This window comes from Ochrobactrum sp. BTU2 (assembly GCF_024539785.1).
GTDB lineage: Bacteria > Pseudomonadota > Alphaproteobacteria > Rhizobiales > Rhizobiaceae > Brucella > Brucella anthropi.
Map to the genome: position 1 here is coordinate 606,180 of NZ_JAHWRG010000004.1, position 16,392 is coordinate 622,571.

Here is a 16,392-nt window from a genome sequence, read left to right on the forward strand (position 1 = left end):
CATTGGCTATCGGGTTAAAGGTTCACGTCGCCATTAGCTAAGCGACTCGAACGCTGGCGGCAATGCTTCACGGGATCAACCAGACAAGCAAAAGCCCGGCAAGGGAGTCATTCCTGCCGGGCTTTCGTTGTACCTCGCGGGAGTCAATCGCGAGGCGGTAGGAAAGGCTTTAACATGAAAGCCAATAAGGCGACGATTGCGAGCGGTAACAAGCTTTGCGCCTTGATTGCTTGCCATACCGCGAACGCGGCGCAACCGATCAAAAAGCCCACATAGGGGTTAATCATGAGCGCGACTCCTTTTCCGAGTCCAGCTTATCAGCGGCCATTGCCGCTAAATCGGCCATTTCCAGAATCCGCTTTGCCCGCTCGCGTTGTTCAACGGCATATTCACGCAATGACGATTGAGCGCTTTTACCGGCTTGCAAAAGTATGTCGGTTTTCCGTCCGCCCTTCGTTATGCATGCATAGGCGTTAGCGCCGATAAGCATGCGAACGGAAATAGGTTCAAGCCGTCGCGGGTTCGGATAGGTGCATGTGAAAAAATCCACTAAGCCCCACGCCGACTCTACCTTTTCTTTGTTGGCGTGAATCGCATGTCCGCTTTCATCGCGGTAAAAAAGCAAATTGCTTTTCCAGTTAATGAGCGCCAGCGCCTGAGCCTTCGTTTCAATGATAGATTCTTTATACATTTGACGACTCCGCCAGTTCTAACCATTCCGGATAAGCTTCACGCGAGCTAACAAGCCCGACTAATTCCGGCTTTTGAATGAGGATTAAGCCGTTGGATTGAACGGCTAACACCTCATAAATGCCGTCGCGGCCTTTCGCCCATGGCGCGCTCAAATAGGCTTGCGTGTATCTGACTTTATCGCCGCATTTCATGGCCGCGACTCCAACAATTCCAGTTTACGAACAACATGCGAGCGCGTGAAGGATTCGCCGCTTTCAAGCGTGAAGCCTATGAATGAACGCTTGCGGCAAATGTCGCGGGCAATAGCGGCGCAACTATCAATTGAATAGCGCCCGTCAAAGATATAAATCCCGTCCGATCCCAATGCGGGAATAGGTTTCTTTTCACCGTCGAATCGGGGCGGAATAGACCCGGCAACATATCCGGTTGAATGCTTATAGAACGTTGCGAATCTCATACCCGCGACTCCCGTGCAAACATGTCGGCAGTTTCCGGGCAACGATACGGCGGCACATAATCCGGGTTATCGGCCTGAATATCGGCAAGCTTTTCAGCGCGCAATTCCGCGACTTTTGCGTCGTATCGCGACCAGTCAACGGCGCTTTCCCATGCCTGATAACCCCACGAGTCGCCCATGCGATAATAAAAATCCATCGTTTCCGGTTCGCCCGTCATGGCGACAAGCAACGTTTCAATTTCGTTATGGTCCCATTCCTGCAAAGGCTTGGCTAACCACGAATCCAGCGCGTTATCATAATGAGATATGAAGCCGTCATAGCTTGTGAAGCGCTCGCGGATAGCAGCGCGCAAACTGATATGATTTTCGGCCTTGCTGGCCTTGAATAAGGCGCGGACGGTTTTCAGCGGGATATGGCAGAAAATCCGATCGGTCGCGAAATTGTATTCACGTGGCGAGTCCATCGACTCGAATTTCAGGCCGATGGAATCCGCGTCATAAGTTTCGACAACGGTTTTTTCCGTCTGATAATCATACCGATTGCGCTTAGCCTTGCGCGTCATTCCCAATTGTTCGCCCGCCCACGAGTCGAACGCTTCCGCATACCATTGCGCGATTTTCAGATATGCGGCGCGATATTCTGTAACATCGAAAAGGATTTGCGCAATTTCGTTTTGACCAAGTCGCAATTCTTCCGCGACTCCATCCTCGGCTTGACCTTCGTCGGCCTGATATTCGACATGCGACTCTTCTTGCGTGTCAATCTCGCTAGACCAAATGGAATGGTAAAACCCGTCAAACGGGATAGTGGTTAGAAGCATGATCGGCTTTGCCATTGTGTGACTCCTCACAATGTTAAGTGATAACTTTAAAAGTGATTATTCATCCAAAGCTTTCAAGGCTTTCCAGTGGAAGCCCGCGCCTTCGATATCGTTCCGCAACTCGGCAATTACTTCCGGCAAGCGGGCGTTTAACATTGCCGTCAATTCGGCCTTATCCGCGCTCAATTGTTCTTCAGTAGCTTCCGGCCAAACTGCGGCACGTCGCGCCGCATCAAAGTCACGGGCTTTGCCTTCACCAACTCGGCACCATGGGCGATATTCCAGCGTATAGGGAACGTTCGGCATTTCTGCCGCGTCCGCGTATTTCTCAAGCGAATAGAGCGGAATTTCCGCACCGCTCGCGTCAATCGCCACAAGTTGCCATGCTGGAAGCTTAGATTTACCGTTTATAATCTGGCGCTTTTCGCCTTCCAAAAGGCCGTTATGATCCCTGTTGCTTGCGAAATAGACGGCATTTGCAACATAGTGCATAGGACCATCGGTGCTGCAAAGGTGCCACTTAATCAGCGGTTCCAATTCTGGAAATACCCGCGCAATCTCATCATGAGCCTCGCCGCCGCCATAGTCGCGCCATGCATTCCCACGCCATTCGTCAATAACGCATGTGATTGAAAACGTGTTATGCCCATTGCGATATTCATCATCAAAGCGGATTTTAACCCGCATGCGCAACTTTGCGGAACCGTCCTTATACTCGCGGCTTGCGCTCCACTTTTGACTTGTGAACGTTTCCGACTTGTAGTTATTGCCGCCGATTGTGCGGGCGAACATGCGCCCGGAAACGCCATTGATTGAATGCGCGTATTCTTCCGAAACGACTGGATAATTTTTCATGGCATGACTCCTTTGCCGTGTTTGTCTGGCAACACATAATCACTTTAAAAGTTATTATGCAAGCGCAAAAAGTGATTCACTTCAAAACTGTTTCGCCCGCGCCGTCATTGAAAGCCGCGCGGAGTCTGGCGTCGCCCGTAAAAAAGCCATACCAGGTTTCACCTTTCTGATAATCGCCACTGGCAAGCTTTGCCATTTTCTCGCGAGCGTCCGATATGTCGGAAAGATAGCCTGAAACCTTGTCACGAATTGCCGCGCAAATGGCGTCATAACCGGCTAGGCCGTTCGCGCGGGCTTTCCGTCGATCCGCCAGCAACGCAAGGCACGTCACGCGATTGTCGGCTACTTCCTCTTTTGCCGTGGCGTAAAGATTGCCCGCCTGCCATGCCGTTTGATATTCGCGCTCATGTTCCGCCTCGCGCTTCGCCATATGATCGGCGGATCGGGCGGCAGTCAAAGCCGCATCCATTTCGCGCGGGTTATCCTGCCATGACCAGTAATTGCCGTATCTACCAAAGACCAGTTCTGCTGCAGGCTCTTCAAACACGGTTCCAAAGTCGATCATAGGCCCGCCGTCGCAACCGCCAAACTGATAACCGGCAACAAAGCGGGCTTTGCCGCCCCTGCCCGGCAACTGATACACAAGGCCATAGCAAAGGCCGGTTCCATCCTTGAAAACATCAGCGTTTGGATCGGTAAACCAACCCGAATCGTCGCGAGTGTCCCATATACCGTTGCGCCCGCCACAATTGGCCATGACGCGCCCAACAAACCGCAAGCCTGCCTTTTCAGGCGACTCCACATATGCAAGCCGATCGGATGAGCGCGGCTTGTCGTTTGACTGCCATGACACTGCAGGACCGGACTCGGACGGATAGCGGCGCTTTCCGGCTTCAACATCCTCGCGGGCATTGCGCAACGCCGTGACTGCATCAATCGGACCTCGCACCGGCCCATGAGGCGAAAACCATGCGCGATTGCGCAAGCGGTGCCAGCGATAGCTTTGCACAAGCAACGTCAAAGGCTCATCCTGCATGCGGACGGTGTTATCATGCCAAGCGGTTTTAAGGGCTTCATTCATCGTTCTGACTCCTCGAATAACGTTTAAAGTGACAGGCCGGGCGCGCTAATTGCTTTCCCCACAACGGCAACCCATGCCGTCAACTGCCGGGCAATCGGACTCATGCGGCGCTTGCAAGGGCGAAACCTCCCATGTGCCGAAACCGTTCGAAGTGGCATGTTCTTGCGCCTCTTCCGGGCTATCGAAAGGCCCATGAAAGAAGAAACCGCCACCCATTGAACCGGCAACTATGATCCATTGATTATCCATATCAGGACTCCTTGAAAGGCCGCGAGTGGGCAATGATCCAAGCCCGGTTCCACAAATCCGCATCAGCTTGCACATGCGGGCGCATCGGCTTCAAACAGAACTTTTCCCACGCTTCCAGCATAAGCATGTTCGCATCGCTGAAATCATGCGTTGCGCAAATGTCCAGCTTGCCCGCCGCCTTATAGGCCGCGTTCCGTTCGTCTATGTCGACCAGATGAGCGGCAAGGTCGCGCTTCACAATGAACCGGAATACAAGCGCAAGGCATGCCGCCACGGCTTCGCCTGCAGTCGCCGCTTCCATATAGAAGCCCTCGCAATGCTCGGACGTGTAAAGCCCTATCAACCATGCATCGGGCTTGTCGGGGTTATCCGCATGCGCGTCACCTAACCGAACGTCAACGCCTTCCGACTCCGTAATGCGAAGCGTCAAGCCAAGTCCGAATTGATAACGCTCCCACGCGAGGCAACCGCCGCCCATATGTGCGACCTCGAAACCGGCTTTCATGAACGTTTGGCCGTCATCGGTTTCGGATAGCTCGCGCTGCAAATCTGCAAGTGTCTTCATATCCGTTCCCCTTATTCAGCGTTATCGACAACGCACATGATTTGAGCGCCTTTAGCGTCAATCCACGAGTCCACGTCGATTTGAATGGTTGAAACGCCTTCCGCCATTGCTAGACGGCAGTCGTCATAGGACATGTCATAATCCATCGTGTAGGCTTGCCCGTGAATGAGCGCGATAAGTGCGAACGTCTTTATCATTGTGTGACTCCGAATAACTTTAAAAGTGATTGTTTAGATAAGCGCGAGCGATGCGCCTATGAAGGCGGACGCCATGACGGCAACCATGCTCAAGGCCGCGAACCGATAATCGAAAGCCTTATCCGTTGTGCTGGCATGTATGACAGGCGCGAGCGTGTGGCAGGCGTTGCGAGCGGCAGGGCGGGAACCATTGACCCATGCGCGAGCGGCCTTGTCTGCCTTTGACATGGTGGCGTTTGCGAGGCGGTAGGCTGGCACGGCGGGCATGACTGACTCCTTGTTAGTTCGTGTAGGCATAATAACTTTTAAAGTGATTATGTCAATATAAAAGTGAGCGGCAAGGCGCCAGTTATGACGCGCTGCAGGTGCATCGCTTCATATGCGCGCCTGGTATGCAGCCTATAGAGCTAAACCATGAGCCTAGATCGAGGATGGATTAGGCAATCGTTTCAATTGAGACCATGAACAATCAAGCCCGTGCATGTGCATGACTGCAGGTGCATGAGCCTGCTAGTGCGCGCCTGATATAGCCTGACAATATGTGAATGTGATTGCGCGTGACTGATAGCAATTGAAACACATTGACACTGATAGAGCGTGACCGGGCGCGCGTTGTGCTGCCTGATAGCGCGTGAAGCCGCTTGACACTGATAGACACGTGCCCGGCTTCGGGTCCCTCCTCCTGGGGGTGTGGTCCGCGGGGGGCGCAGAGCCGGGGGTGATGAGCGTTTTGATTTTGGAATCGACAAGATCGCCCAAAATGATTTTCTGCAATATCCGCGGGACGCAATGCAGAAAATCGAATGCTAAAAAACACTGTAGTTTCAATACATTATCTTATGTGTGTTTTATTTTCTGAATATCCGCGGGGGGCTGTGCCTCTATGTTGAACTGCGTGTTTTCGCACTTCGCACCTCGTACATGTGCGCCTCCCCGCGGAAATTCAGAAAATAGTCCGCAACACTTCGAGATTCCTTATTTTACAGGGAGTCCAGCTATGTTTATTTTCTGCGTTGCGCACCGCGGATATTCCGCAACAAATCGGGCGCGAGATTCACGACACGAAACTGCGGATACAAAAAAGCCCGCTCGAAGCGGGCCTCTTTTTCTCAATTTGCGTGTTGCGCACTATCTGTCGTCTTTCGCCTTAACGTAATCAGCGTGCACGAATTTCTTCGTCGGACGACCGCGACCGCGCGGAACGACACTCAAAATGTTGTGCTTGGCTTCGAGTCTGAAAATCACCTCGTTCACCTCCCGCTCGCTCATTCGACCGAATGTCACGTCACCATGCATCAGGGTTCCGATGCCGACACCCTTCGCACCGGCAGCATTGATGACCGTCGCCAAATGGTCAGCGACACGGACAACGTTTCCGCTGCCCATCATCTCTCTCGTGTTGGCTACCATTTCCTTCGTGTAGAAAATAACGTAGTCCCACGCCCAATTGATGTGATCTTCCTCGATGCGCTTGCTGTTGCATGAAGCACTGACGACCAAGGCGATACGCATCGCTATCTCGCGAGAACGAGAGAACATGCCATCCAGCCGCGATGGCTCATATTGGTTCATCAGGTCGACGACTTCCTGCGCGATCTCGTCGAGCCGACGTAGCGCCCGATCCGAGAACGGTACTTCGATAGGCTCGTCGACCTCTGTCGCACTCTCCTGAGCAAGGAAATCATCATCGCCATCCGGGTTTCCGTACTCGACGATCCACTTCTGCAATGCCTTCGGGATCTGCTTCCAGCGACGCGGTTGCTCCACGCGACGAGGCTCACGGCTATTGACGACCAGAAGACGGTTGAGGAAGCCGTTGGCGACATCATCTTGCGACAGGGCGTCGAAGAATGTCTCCGGGGTCGATAGGCCGAGCATGGTGACGGCGGGACGCTTCACGATCATGGAGCGCATCGCTTCGACCTGCTCTTTCGACTTTCCGTTCGTTGAATAGGAGGTCGGCAGAGCCACGCCATCAAGCATGCCGAACAGGGAGATGAGCATCGTCTGTGCATCGCGGAGGTTCGTGTTCGACGACTTGCCGGTGCTGGCGAGAAGTTTGCCGAACTCATCATAAACGGTGACGTGACGCGGCTTCCAGGCAAGCTCGCCCATGATACCAGCTTCGGAGGCGTACTTGTTCGGCCCCATCAGATGGGCGACGCCTGCTTCGGTGAGCGCGCGACTCAGGAACTTACGCCCGAACTCCTTGCCCGAGCCGGTGGCACCCAGATTGACGAGATACATCGACGCGAGATTGTCGAGCGTGGTCGACCAGTTGCGCGCCACAACGACGGAGCCGAGGGCGAGCGCTGCCTGCACGGCGAACTGTGGCTGCGTCTGGGTGGATGTTGCGTTGTAGTGATCGACGGCCAAGCCAAGCTTGCCGGGGATCGTCAGGAGGCGTCTCGGAACTCCCTTTACCTTCGGCTGATCTGACTTCTCCCTACCCTCGCGCGGCGGCAAGTCATCGAACTCGTCGGCGATGTCGATCTCGGGTTCTGTCTCCGGCTCTTCATCCTCGATGTCGTCGAACTCGTCGGCGATCGCATCATATTCTGCCTGCCACCGGCAGTCGTTCGACGCCTGCACGATGCTGGCGAAGGTGACGGGCCGTTCCTTGCTGAATTTGAATGAGCGCCACTGATCCTTGAGCACTCGCGCCTGATATTTACGCGACTGCTTCGAAAAGTCGGCCCAAACGTGCATTGCCTCGACCGCACCGCCGAACTCGTGGTGCAGCGCCATGCCGACCTTTACCCATCCGGCGCGGTCGTCGCACCAGTCTGGCAGATCGAGATGCTTCAGGTAGTCTTCGGCCTCGGCATAGCTGATCCCGAGCGGATCGGCGTCCAATTCGACATCATATTCATCGTCTTCGCCGGTCAGTTCATCGAGAAGATCGGGTTCGATGGTCGGAATGAGTGTCTGCTCTGGGTCAAACGGACTTTCCCATCGATATTCTTTACCCGTATCCGGGTGAATTGAGGGCGGAAGCGCGACCTGTTTGCCGGTGCCGAACAACTCAATCTCGGCGCACCAGTGCAATTTGCCGTCGGCGCCTTCGATCTTTTCATCACTATGCCATAGCTTTTTCGACCTGTAAGGCTTCTCAGACAGCAGATAGAAGTGTCGGGACTCACCACCTGAGCCGGAAATAACTGTGGGGAAGTCATATAGCGCCTCAGAATCTGGCAATTGCAGCAGATCGACGAGCTTTTTACGCGCGATCCGCGTGTATCCCTCGTCACGGATGTCCATATCGATGACGAGTAGGTAAAAGCCCTCGATTCGGGACGGTTCGCCGAGACGAACGCCAATGTTGCGGCCTGGGACGTATGTCTTGTCCAGTTCCGCGACACTCATGGTCGGCAGTTCGGTCCAGTCTTTGCCGACCGGCGCTTTTGAACGGTTTTTCAGCCAAATGACAGAAAAGCCAGCTTTCGCCAGCCGTATAGCCTCTTTCAACAATGTCTCGCCTCCGCATGAAGGCTTGGAATGTGACGAAGAGGGTCTGCGCGTCCGAAAACGGACTGCAAGATCATAGAACTATGCATTTCGCCCCCTAATTTCCGGTCTTTTAAGAGGAAACAGGGGGAGTTATTTGCTGGTGATAAATGGCGTCAGGTCTTCGACCGTCAGTTTGGAGCCAACCAAAGCAATGAACTGCCGCATCCGATTCGCCGGAATGCAGTTTTTCTTCGTCCAAACATAGACGGTCTGCTTGTTCTTCACCACCAAGTCAGCCGCGATCTTCTCGACATCGAGGATATCGCGACCTTTTTCCTGAAAACGGTGCTCTGGGAGCTTCTCGACAAGCAGTTTGTAAAGGGCACTCGGTTGACGACCATTGACGAAACGACCGATGGCGACCGCAGGTTTTACATTGCGCATTTCATACCTTTCAGAGTAGCGATTTGTGATAACTATAAAAGTGATTTTAATAATTGACAACTTACTTTTAAAGTGATTTTAGTGGAGCACATTCTCAGACGAGACTGCTAAAAACCCAAACAGGAGAACATTCTATGAGCCTTGAAAAGGAAATCGCTGAACTTCGTGAAGCCATCAAGGAAAACAGCGAACTGCTGAAATTCCTGACTTCGGCGGCGAAGGGCGGTCTGGGCGATAAGGCCGCTGCCGCGAAGTCCTCGGCGAAGGGCGACGACAAGCCGAAGGCCGAGGATAAACCGAAGGCTGCTTCCCGCTCCCGCGCCTCCTCGAAGAAGGAAAAGGTGCCTTCTGCAAAAGAAATGGGCGAAGCGACCACAGAGTTCCTCGACGTGGATAACGAGGCTGAATACAAGGATCGCCGCGCCCTCGTCGTCGATATTGTCGGCCATTTCGGCGTAAAGAAGATGAGCGAGATCGAAGAAGGCGACCGCCAGAAGGCTCTCGACATGCTCGAAACCTACAAGGCCGGTGAAGACCCGTTTGAAGGTCTCGGTGACGACGGCGACTCCGGTAACAAAGACGACGATCTCGCTTGATCTTTGAATCACTTTTAAAGTTAGACACTGTGATTACACAGGGTCTTTATGCAGCAAGGAGAACAGCATGAAGAAGTGGAAGTTAGAACTCGGTCAGACTGTCACCCTCGCCATGAGCGGTGAACAGGGCGTCGTTGTCGGGCGCGCTGAATATGAGATCGACGAAGATCGTTACCTCGTTCGCTACAAGGCAGGCGATGGCCGTCTTGTTGAAAACTGGTGGCCCGAGAGCGCCATCGGCTGAGCCAAGCGACCCTGCTCTGCGGGGTCTTCTGGTGAGCGGCGGCTCGCCATGCGGTTAGCCCAAGCAGCAGCCGCATCCGCCGTTCCCCTGAAGATCATGGAGAACATCATGAGCAGTTATTCGAGGGCGCTGCGCGAACATTTCGTGCAGGTCTTTCTCAATTGGGATGGGCCGACTGACCCGAACGACACCGAAGCGCGCCAATCGGCAGAAGCTCGTGCCGACCATTTTCTCATCACAAGTAGCCAGATCACCGCAGCCAAGCGCTCGCGGGAGCCGAAGCTCCGTCTGGTCCAATAACTCAACCAGCCGCAGGAGCATCCAATGGCATCACATATCCTGAAATATTTCGCATATGAGCATCTTCCTCCGCGCTTGCGGGAAGTGAGCAAGCCCATCGGCGACCTCGCTCGCGAGATGGACGATACGCTCCCTGATTGCGCCGAAAAAGATGAGGGGCTGCGTAAACTCCTCGAAGCAAAAGATTGCCTCGTGCGAGCAAAGATGGAGTCCTGATGGCTCCGCGTGCGCACGCCCGTCTCAGCCCCTCAGCGTCCCGTAGATGGCTCCGCTGCCTCGGATCGGTCAACTTCATCGAAGCCCTCGAAGAAGAAGACGATTCCAATGACGCGGCGGACGAAGGGACACTTCTGCACGGCTTGATGGAACGGGCGTTGCACGACGACCTGGACGCTTATGATTTCATTGGCGAGACGCACAAGCTCAACAACGTCACCCTCGAAGTGACCGATGAAATCGCCGAAATGTTGCAGTTCGGTCTCGATGAAATCGACGCGATACCGGGCAAACTCCTCATAGAAAAGCGTGTCGATCTGGGTCGGTGGATGCCGGGTCAGTTTGGCACTTCTGACGTGATTATCATTGGCAAGCGTCGCGTGACGGTGTGGGATCACAAGTTCGGTTACATCCCTGTCTCGCCAGTCGAGAACGACCAGCTTCGCATCTATGGCCTCGGGGTCTATGACAATTATATCCGTGGCCGGTATCCCGACATAGAGACGTTCAGGCTCATCATCTGGCAACCTCGTGCGCCCGGTGGTGGTGGCGAATGGGACATCAGCCTGGATGAACTCCTCGACTTCGGAGATTGGGTGAAGAAACGCGCCCGGTTGACTCGTGACCCGAATGCACCGTGTACCGCAGGCGATCACTGCGACAGCACCTACTGTCCCGGCGCGAAGAAGATGACGTGTGAGACATACCAGAAGTTCAATCTGGACATGCTCATCGACGAGTTCGACGAAATGGACGAGGCAGCCGAGCACGATCTGCCAATGCGTATGACGCGCCCGTCGCTGATAACACCGGAGCGCCGGAGCTTCATTGTGAAGCACCGCCCCATGATCAACAAATTCCTCGATCGACTTCACGCCGACACGCTGGACGACGCCCTCAAGGGCTTCCCCACGCCCGGCCTGAAAGCTGTCGAAGGTCGTTCTCCCCCGCGCAAGTGGAAGGACAACGAGACCGCAGAGGCTCGGCTCAAAAATCTGCTGCCGGATGAAGAGGTCTACAGCAAGAAGGTGATCTCGCCGACGCAGGCGGAAAAAACCCTGCCCGAAAAGCAATACATGAAGCTGAAACGTCTCGTCGATAACGGCGAGAAGAAACCCGTGCTGGTGCCAGCGGAAGACGCTCGTCCAGCCGTTTCCACGATCATCGACCTGTTCGATGACGACGACTGAGAATCACTTTTAAAGTTAGGATCACTTTTAAAGTGAAAGACGCCATAAAGGAGGCTCTAATCATGGCAGAGAAGAAGAAAGACCCGGCTCGCGTTCAGTTGAAGAACGTGCGCCTGTCCTTCGCCGATATCTACAAGGCGAAGCGATACGGCGGCAGTGACGGGGAAAGTCAGAGTGAGCCGAAATTCTCGGCGAACGCGCTGCTCGACCCCGATACCCGCGAGGGGAAGGCCAATATCGCTAAGATGGAAGACGCCATCGACTACGTGATCGATGCGCACAAATGGTCTGGCGGAAAAACGCCTAAGTTCCCTGAAGCGAAGCTCCCGCTGCGAGACGGCAGCAACATGGATTACGACGGCTACGACGGCATGATGTTCGTCTCGGCATCGAATGCCAAGAAGCCGCGCATTCTCGACAGCGACAAAGTGGACGTTCAGGAAGGCGATGACGAGGCTCCGTATTCGGGTTGCTTCGTGGACATGATTGTCCGTGTCTGGGCGCAGGACAACAAATTCGGCAAGCGTATCAACGCCTCGCTGGAAGGTATTCGATTCCGTGACGACGGCGATGCATTCGGTGCCGCACCGCTCGATCCCGATGAGTTCGACGATGATGACGACGATGATCGCGGCAGCAGCCGGGGTCGCGGTCGTTCCCGCGACAAGGATGACGATGATCGCGGCTCTCGTCGCGGTGGTCGTTCTCGCGACAAGGACGATGACGACGACAAGGATGATGATCGCGGTTCGCGCCGTCGCTCCCGTGACCGTGATGACGACGATGACGGTGGCGATGACCGCCGTGGCCGCCGCTCCCGCGATAGGGACGATGACGGTGACGATGACCGCCGCAACCGTCGCTCCCGCGACAGGGATGATGACGGTGACAAGGGTGACGACCGGGACGAACGCCGCAGTCGCCGTTCCCGCGACCGTGATGACTACGGTGGCGATGATCGGGACGAACGCCGCAGCCGCCGCTCTCGCGACGACGATGATCGTAGCTCCCGTCGTGGTGGTGGTCGTCGTTCCCGCGACGAAGACGATCTGGCTTGACCAGAGAATCACTTTAAAAGTTAGCGTGTGTGGGCGGATCAATTCCGCCCCGCCGCTCTGAGGGCGGCATGAAGAAGACCTGCATCAACGACACAGAGATTTATCCGAATTATCTTCTGATCGGCTTCAGGGACAAAGCGACCGGGAAGGTCTGGTCTGTTGAGGCATTCGGTCCAGACGAGCGCTTGTCAAAAGAAGATCGGAATTGGTTGCGCGAGTTCATGCGCCGCAACCGGATCATCGGTTTCAATCTGAACGGCTTCGATCTTCTCATTATCTACGGCGCTATCGCCGGTCTGACCGTCCGAGAACTCAGGGAACTGCGCGACGACATCATCGTCGGTGGCATGAAATCGTGGGAAGCCGAAGACGAGTACGGCATCACAGTGCCGCGAAACCTCGATTTTATCGACCTCATAGAAGTCGCCCCCGGCAAAGCATCACTGAAAATCTACAATGGTCGTATGCATGGCAAGCGCATGCAGGACTTGCCATATGATCCGAACCTACGGCTCAGCGACGAAGAGATTGAGAACGTCTATTCCTACTGGAAAAACGACCTCGCAGCTACCGAACTCCTCCATAAGAACCTGAAGACGCAGCTTGATCTGCGCACCGCCATGGGGAAGCAGTACGGGCTGGAGTTGCGCTCAAAGTCCGACGCGCAGCTTGCAGAAGCAGTAATCAAAAAGCAGGTCGAGAAGCTCCTCGGCCAGCGCGTGAAGAAGCCCGAGTTGCATGGCGGCATGAAATTCCGCTACCGGGCGCCGAGCTACATCAAGTTCCGTAACCCCGATCTGAACCGCATTCTCGACATGATCGAGGATTGGGATTTCCGCATCTCGCTCGGGGGCAAGGTGCTGATGCCAGACTTCCTCTCGGAAGCGGAGATACGGATCGGCGACAGCATCTATCGCCTGGGGATCGGCGGGCTGCACTCGTCCGAGAAGAACCGGAAGTTGCTCGCCGATAATGGCTATCTGCTCTTCGACGTGGACGTGGCCTCTTACTACCCGAACATTATCCTCAATCTCGGCCTGTATCCGAAGCATCTCGGCAAGGCGTTCCTCAAGGTTTACCGCGCCATCGTCGAACGTCGCCTCAAGGCGAAGGCCGCAGCCAAGGCCCTGCAAAAAGAAATCGACGATCTGGAAGCCCGCATCAAGCAGGCAAACGGACCATCGGAGCTTATGGAAGAGCGTCTGGCGGAACTCAAAGCAGAGTGGCAGGTCGAGAACGTCGCCAATGAAGGCGGCAAGATCATGATCAACGGCTCCTTCGGGAAGCTCGGATCGCCATATTCCGTTCTGTGTTCGCACGATCTGATGTTGACCGTGACCCTCACGGGCCAGTTGTCGCTGCTGATGCTGATCGAATGGCTCGAAGACGAAGGCATTTCGGTCGCCAGCGGCAATACCGACGGCATCGTCGTGCGCCCACATGAGTCACAGTTGGAACTGATGCGCGAGATCATCGCGGACTGGCAGAAGGCCACCTCGTTTGAGATGGAAGAGACGCCCTACAAGGCGATGTACCAGTCGAGCGTCAATTCGTATTTCGCGCTCAAGGCCGGTGGCGGGACCAAGCGCAAGGGTCTCTACGCGAAGTCCGGACTCGAGGCCAAGGTCAACCCGGCGAACGACATCTGCTCGGAGGCCGTCGCTCAGTTCCTCGAACACGGCACCCCGATCTCAGAAACGATCAGGAAGTGCCGAGATATTCGTCAGTTCGTCACTGTCCGTACCGTCAACGGCGGGGCGATATACGGAGTGAGGGAAGTCGAGTTCGAGCGCATCAGCGAGAAGACCGGCAAGGTGTTGAAGCCCGGTGTTAAATTCGACGCCAGTGGCGCTGAGTACCTCGGCAAGGCTGTCCGCTACTACCGCTCCACGCAATCTCTCGGTGCGCTCCACTACAAGACGAACCTCAACCGGGTGCCTCAGAGCGACGGCTGCCGTCCGCTGATGGAGCTTCCTGATGAATTTCCGTCGGATGTCGATTTTGCAGCTTATGTCCGCGATGCGCGGCAAATTCTGCAAGACATTGGTTATCACGACGACCTGATCGGCAAGCCTATCAAGAAAAAGAAGGCTGCTTGATGAGGCCCCGGTTCACGAAAGATGTGGGCGAATGGGAAGTCGTTCAAACCACCAACAAAGCGGCCAAGCGGGCAGGTTTCCTGCATCGAAAAGTGGTCTATCAGGGGCGACGCGGCGCCGGGGACGATTGGTATTTTGGACCAAACGGGCGACTGATAATCGTTGAGCATAAGCGGCCCGGAAAGGAACCGAGCGAGCAACAAGCACGTGAGCACAAACGGCTCCGTGCCCTCGGTTTTGACGTCCGCGTTGTCAGCACGGTTTCGCAGGCCCGTCGCCTGTTTGACATCGAGGATCTGGCATGAGCAATGGCATCCGGCGACGCGACATGCGCAGATACCAGAAGTGGGGCGTAGATCAGATTTACGACAACGAGGCGACTATCCTAGCATGGGACATGGGCGCCGGGAAAAGTGTCACCGCCCTCACTGCGATGGATGACCTCCTCGAAGACGGCATCGTTCGTCGCGTCCTCATCATAGCCCCCCTCCTCGTCGCGAAAGCCACCTTCCCAGATGAGTTCTCAGATTGGGCACACCTCTCACACATCGACTGGTCGCTCATTCGCGCAGAGGATGAAGATGATGATGTCATCGCCGGCCGACAGAGTGAGTATCGGTTCGCCCGCGATACCATCGGGCTTGCGGCGTCAGATGCCGCTAAATGGGCAAACCGCCACAAAAGCAAGGTGAAGGAGTGGAAACGCCGCAGGATCGCCACTGACGGGGCCGAAGTCCACATCATCAACAAGGAAGCCTTGCCTTGGCTCTGGGACTATTTCGGCAATGGGAAGAATTGGCCTTACGACATGATCATTGTCGACGAGGCTTCCGTGTTCAAGAACGCAAAAAAGCGCACCAAGCTCAAACAGTTGAGCATCTTCGGTGCTGCGGCTAAAGCCCGGAAACTGACCAAACGCATTGTTCTGATGACTGGCACACCGGCGCCGAAGGGACTGCGTAACCTATGGGGCCTCGCCTACATCGCAGACCTGGGCGAGCGCCTTGGCACCAGTCGCACCAAGTTCGAGCAGCGTTGGTTCGAGGCCGACTACATGGGCTGGAATCTGACGCCCCGGCAGGGTGCCGAGAAGCAGATCACGGACAAGCTGAGCGACATTATGTTCTCGCTCGACGACGACGATTATCCAGAACTCCCGCCACTGCTGCCAAAAACGTTCAAGGTCGATCTGCCGCCGAAGGCGCTCAAAGAGTATCACCGCTTCGAGAAGACACTCGTGTCAGAGCTTTGGGATGTTGAGGCGGTTAACAATGGCGTCCTGGCCGGGAAGCTCCTGCAGGCGGCCAACGGCTCGATCTATGACGAAGATGGACGTGACATCCACATTCACGACGAGAAGCTCCACGCGCTTGAAGAGATAGTCGAGCAAGCCAACGGCCAGCCGATCCTCGTCGGCTACAACTTCAAATTTGACCTCGCCCGCATCCAGAAGCGCTTCAAAAAAGCCATAGTCTTCGGACAAGGCGACGTGCGCAAGCAGAAGGCCGCGTGGAACAACGGCGAAATTGACATGCTGCTCGCGCACCCTCAGTCGGTGGGGCACGGACAGAACTTGCAGTTCGGCGGCAACATCATGGTCTTCTACGGTCTATTGCACGATCTGGAAATTTATTTGCAGTTCCGAAAGCGTCTTCATCGACCGGGGCAGAAGCGTCCTGTCACGGTACACCACATTATCGCACGCGGGACATATGACGAAGATATGCTGCTGCTACTCAGCGACCGCTCGCAGACTCAAGACTCGATTATGCGAGCTTTCCGCGTTAACCTTATTGACAAATATAGAGAATCACGAGCTAACTTTTAAAGGAACTAGTAACTTTTAAATTGACTACGTGCCATTTTGTCACTACCCG

At 55.0% G+C, this 16,392-nt stretch carries 20 protein-coding genes; 9 read left to right on the forward strand and 11 right to left on the reverse strand.

The genetic code is table 11. The features are described 5' to 3' along the window. Positions 1-283: 283 nt before the first annotated feature. The 11 genes from KWJ32_RS15460 to KWJ32_RS15510 all read right to left on the reverse strand — a co-directional run bounded on the left by KWJ32_RS15460 (position 284) and on the right by KWJ32_RS15510 (position 8,812). Positions 284-691, reverse strand: a complete 408-nt coding sequence (locus tag KWJ32_RS15460) for a hypothetical protein (protein WP_256886095.1) — start codon at positions 689-691, stop codon at positions 284-286. Continuing rightward, positions 684-884, reverse strand: a complete 201-nt coding sequence (locus KWJ32_RS15465; protein WP_256886096.1) for a hypothetical protein — start codon at positions 882-884, stop codon at positions 684-686. The genes KWJ32_RS15460 and KWJ32_RS15465 overlap by 8 nt, the downstream gene beginning before the upstream one ends. Before the next feature lie 262 nt (positions 885-1,146). Next, a complete protein-coding gene (locus tag KWJ32_RS15470) occupies positions 1,147-1,986 on the reverse strand; it encodes a hypothetical protein (protein WP_256886097.1) in 840 nt (279 codons plus the stop codon). A gap of 42 nt (positions 1,987-2,028) precedes the next feature. Beyond that, positions 2,029-2,763: a hypothetical protein gene (locus KWJ32_RS15475; protein ID WP_256886098.1), complete on the reverse strand. Its 735-nt coding sequence runs from the start codon at positions 2,761-2,763 to the stop codon at positions 2,029-2,031. 139 nt (positions 2,764-2,902) lie between these two features. Next, entirely contained in the window at positions 2,903-3,907 is a 1,005-nt protein-coding gene (locus KWJ32_RS15480; protein ID WP_256886099.1) for a hypothetical protein, read from the reverse strand. A 45-nt stretch (positions 3,908-3,952) separates the two neighbouring features. Continuing rightward, positions 3,953-4,156: a hypothetical protein gene (locus KWJ32_RS15485; RefSeq protein ID WP_256886100.1), complete on the reverse strand. Its 204-nt coding sequence runs from the start codon at positions 4,154-4,156 to the stop codon at positions 3,953-3,955. 1 nt (position 4,157) lies between these two features. Further along, positions 4,158-4,721: a hypothetical protein gene (locus KWJ32_RS15490; protein ID WP_256886101.1), complete on the reverse strand. Its 564-nt coding sequence runs from the start codon at positions 4,719-4,721 to the stop codon at positions 4,158-4,160. 11 nt (positions 4,722-4,732) lie between these two features. Next, positions 4,733-4,918 carry a hypothetical protein gene (locus tag KWJ32_RS15495; RefSeq protein ID WP_256886102.1) on the reverse strand — a complete coding sequence of 62 codons (186 nt, stop codon included), beginning with the start codon at positions 4,916-4,918 and terminating at the stop codon, positions 4,733-4,735. Between the two features lie 33 nt (positions 4,919-4,951). Next, a complete protein-coding gene (locus tag KWJ32_RS15500; RefSeq protein ID WP_256886103.1) occupies positions 4,952-5,185 on the reverse strand; it encodes a hypothetical protein in 234 nt (77 codons plus the stop codon). 861 nt (positions 5,186-6,046) lie between these two features. Further along, positions 6,047-8,386, reverse strand: coding sequence for a PriCT-2 domain-containing protein (locus tag KWJ32_RS15505; protein ID WP_256886104.1), 2,340 nt, complete (start codon positions 8,384-8,386; stop codon positions 6,047-6,049). A gap of 132 nt (positions 8,387-8,518) precedes the next feature. Continuing rightward, positions 8,519-8,812: a hypothetical protein gene (locus KWJ32_RS15510; RefSeq protein WP_256886105.1), complete on the reverse strand. Its 294-nt coding sequence runs from the start codon at positions 8,810-8,812 to the stop codon at positions 8,519-8,521. 134 nt (positions 8,813-8,946) lie between these two features. Here KWJ32_RS15510 and KWJ32_RS15515 point away from each other — a divergent pair, with 134 nt between their 5' ends. The 9 genes from KWJ32_RS15515 to KWJ32_RS15555 all read left to right on the forward strand — a co-directional run bounded on the left by KWJ32_RS15515 (position 8,947) and on the right by KWJ32_RS15555 (position 16,343). Next, on the forward strand, positions 8,947-9,408 hold the full coding sequence (locus tag KWJ32_RS15515) for a hypothetical protein (RefSeq protein WP_256886106.1): 462 nt from the start codon (positions 8,947-8,949) through the stop codon (positions 9,406-9,408). 67 nt (positions 9,409-9,475) lie between these two features. Continuing rightward, the gene (locus KWJ32_RS15520) at positions 9,476-9,652 is read left to right on the forward strand and encodes a hypothetical protein (protein ID WP_256886107.1); all 177 of its coding nucleotides are present in this window, start codon (positions 9,476-9,478) and stop codon (positions 9,650-9,652) included. Between the two features lie 108 nt (positions 9,653-9,760). Next, positions 9,761-9,952 (forward strand): hypothetical protein, encoded by a 192-nt coding sequence (locus KWJ32_RS15525; protein WP_256886108.1) that lies wholly within the window; start codon positions 9,761-9,763, stop codon positions 9,950-9,952. A 24-nt stretch (positions 9,953-9,976) separates the two neighbouring features. Continuing rightward, entirely contained in the window at positions 9,977-10,168 is a 192-nt protein-coding gene (locus KWJ32_RS15530) for a hypothetical protein (RefSeq protein WP_256886109.1), read from the forward strand. Then, positions 10,168-11,358 carry a DUF2800 domain-containing protein gene (locus KWJ32_RS15535; protein ID WP_256886110.1) on the forward strand — a complete coding sequence of 397 codons (1,191 nt, stop codon included), beginning with the start codon at positions 10,168-10,170 and terminating at the stop codon, positions 11,356-11,358. Before KWJ32_RS15530 ends, KWJ32_RS15535 begins: the two co-directional genes overlap by 1 nt. A 62-nt stretch (positions 11,359-11,420) precedes the next feature. Further along, the gene (locus tag KWJ32_RS15540) at positions 11,421-12,416 is read left to right on the forward strand and encodes an ssDNA-binding protein (RefSeq protein ID WP_256886111.1); all 996 of its coding nucleotides are present in this window, start codon (positions 11,421-11,423) and stop codon (positions 12,414-12,416) included. A gap of 68 nt (positions 12,417-12,484) precedes the next feature. Then, on the forward strand, positions 12,485-14,515 hold the full coding sequence (locus tag KWJ32_RS15545; RefSeq protein ID WP_256886112.1) for a hypothetical protein: 2,031 nt from the start codon (positions 12,485-12,487) through the stop codon (positions 14,513-14,515). Further along, positions 14,515-14,820, forward strand: coding sequence for a hypothetical protein (locus tag KWJ32_RS15550; RefSeq protein ID WP_256886113.1), 306 nt, complete (start codon positions 14,515-14,517; stop codon positions 14,818-14,820). Before KWJ32_RS15545 ends, KWJ32_RS15550 begins: the two co-directional genes overlap by 1 nt. After that, positions 14,817-16,343, forward strand: a complete 1,527-nt coding sequence (locus KWJ32_RS15555; protein WP_256886114.1) for an SNF2-related protein — start codon at positions 14,817-14,819, stop codon at positions 16,341-16,343. The genes KWJ32_RS15550 and KWJ32_RS15555 overlap by 4 nt, the downstream gene beginning before the upstream one ends. The last annotated feature ends 49 nt before the right edge of the window (positions 16,344-16,392 follow it).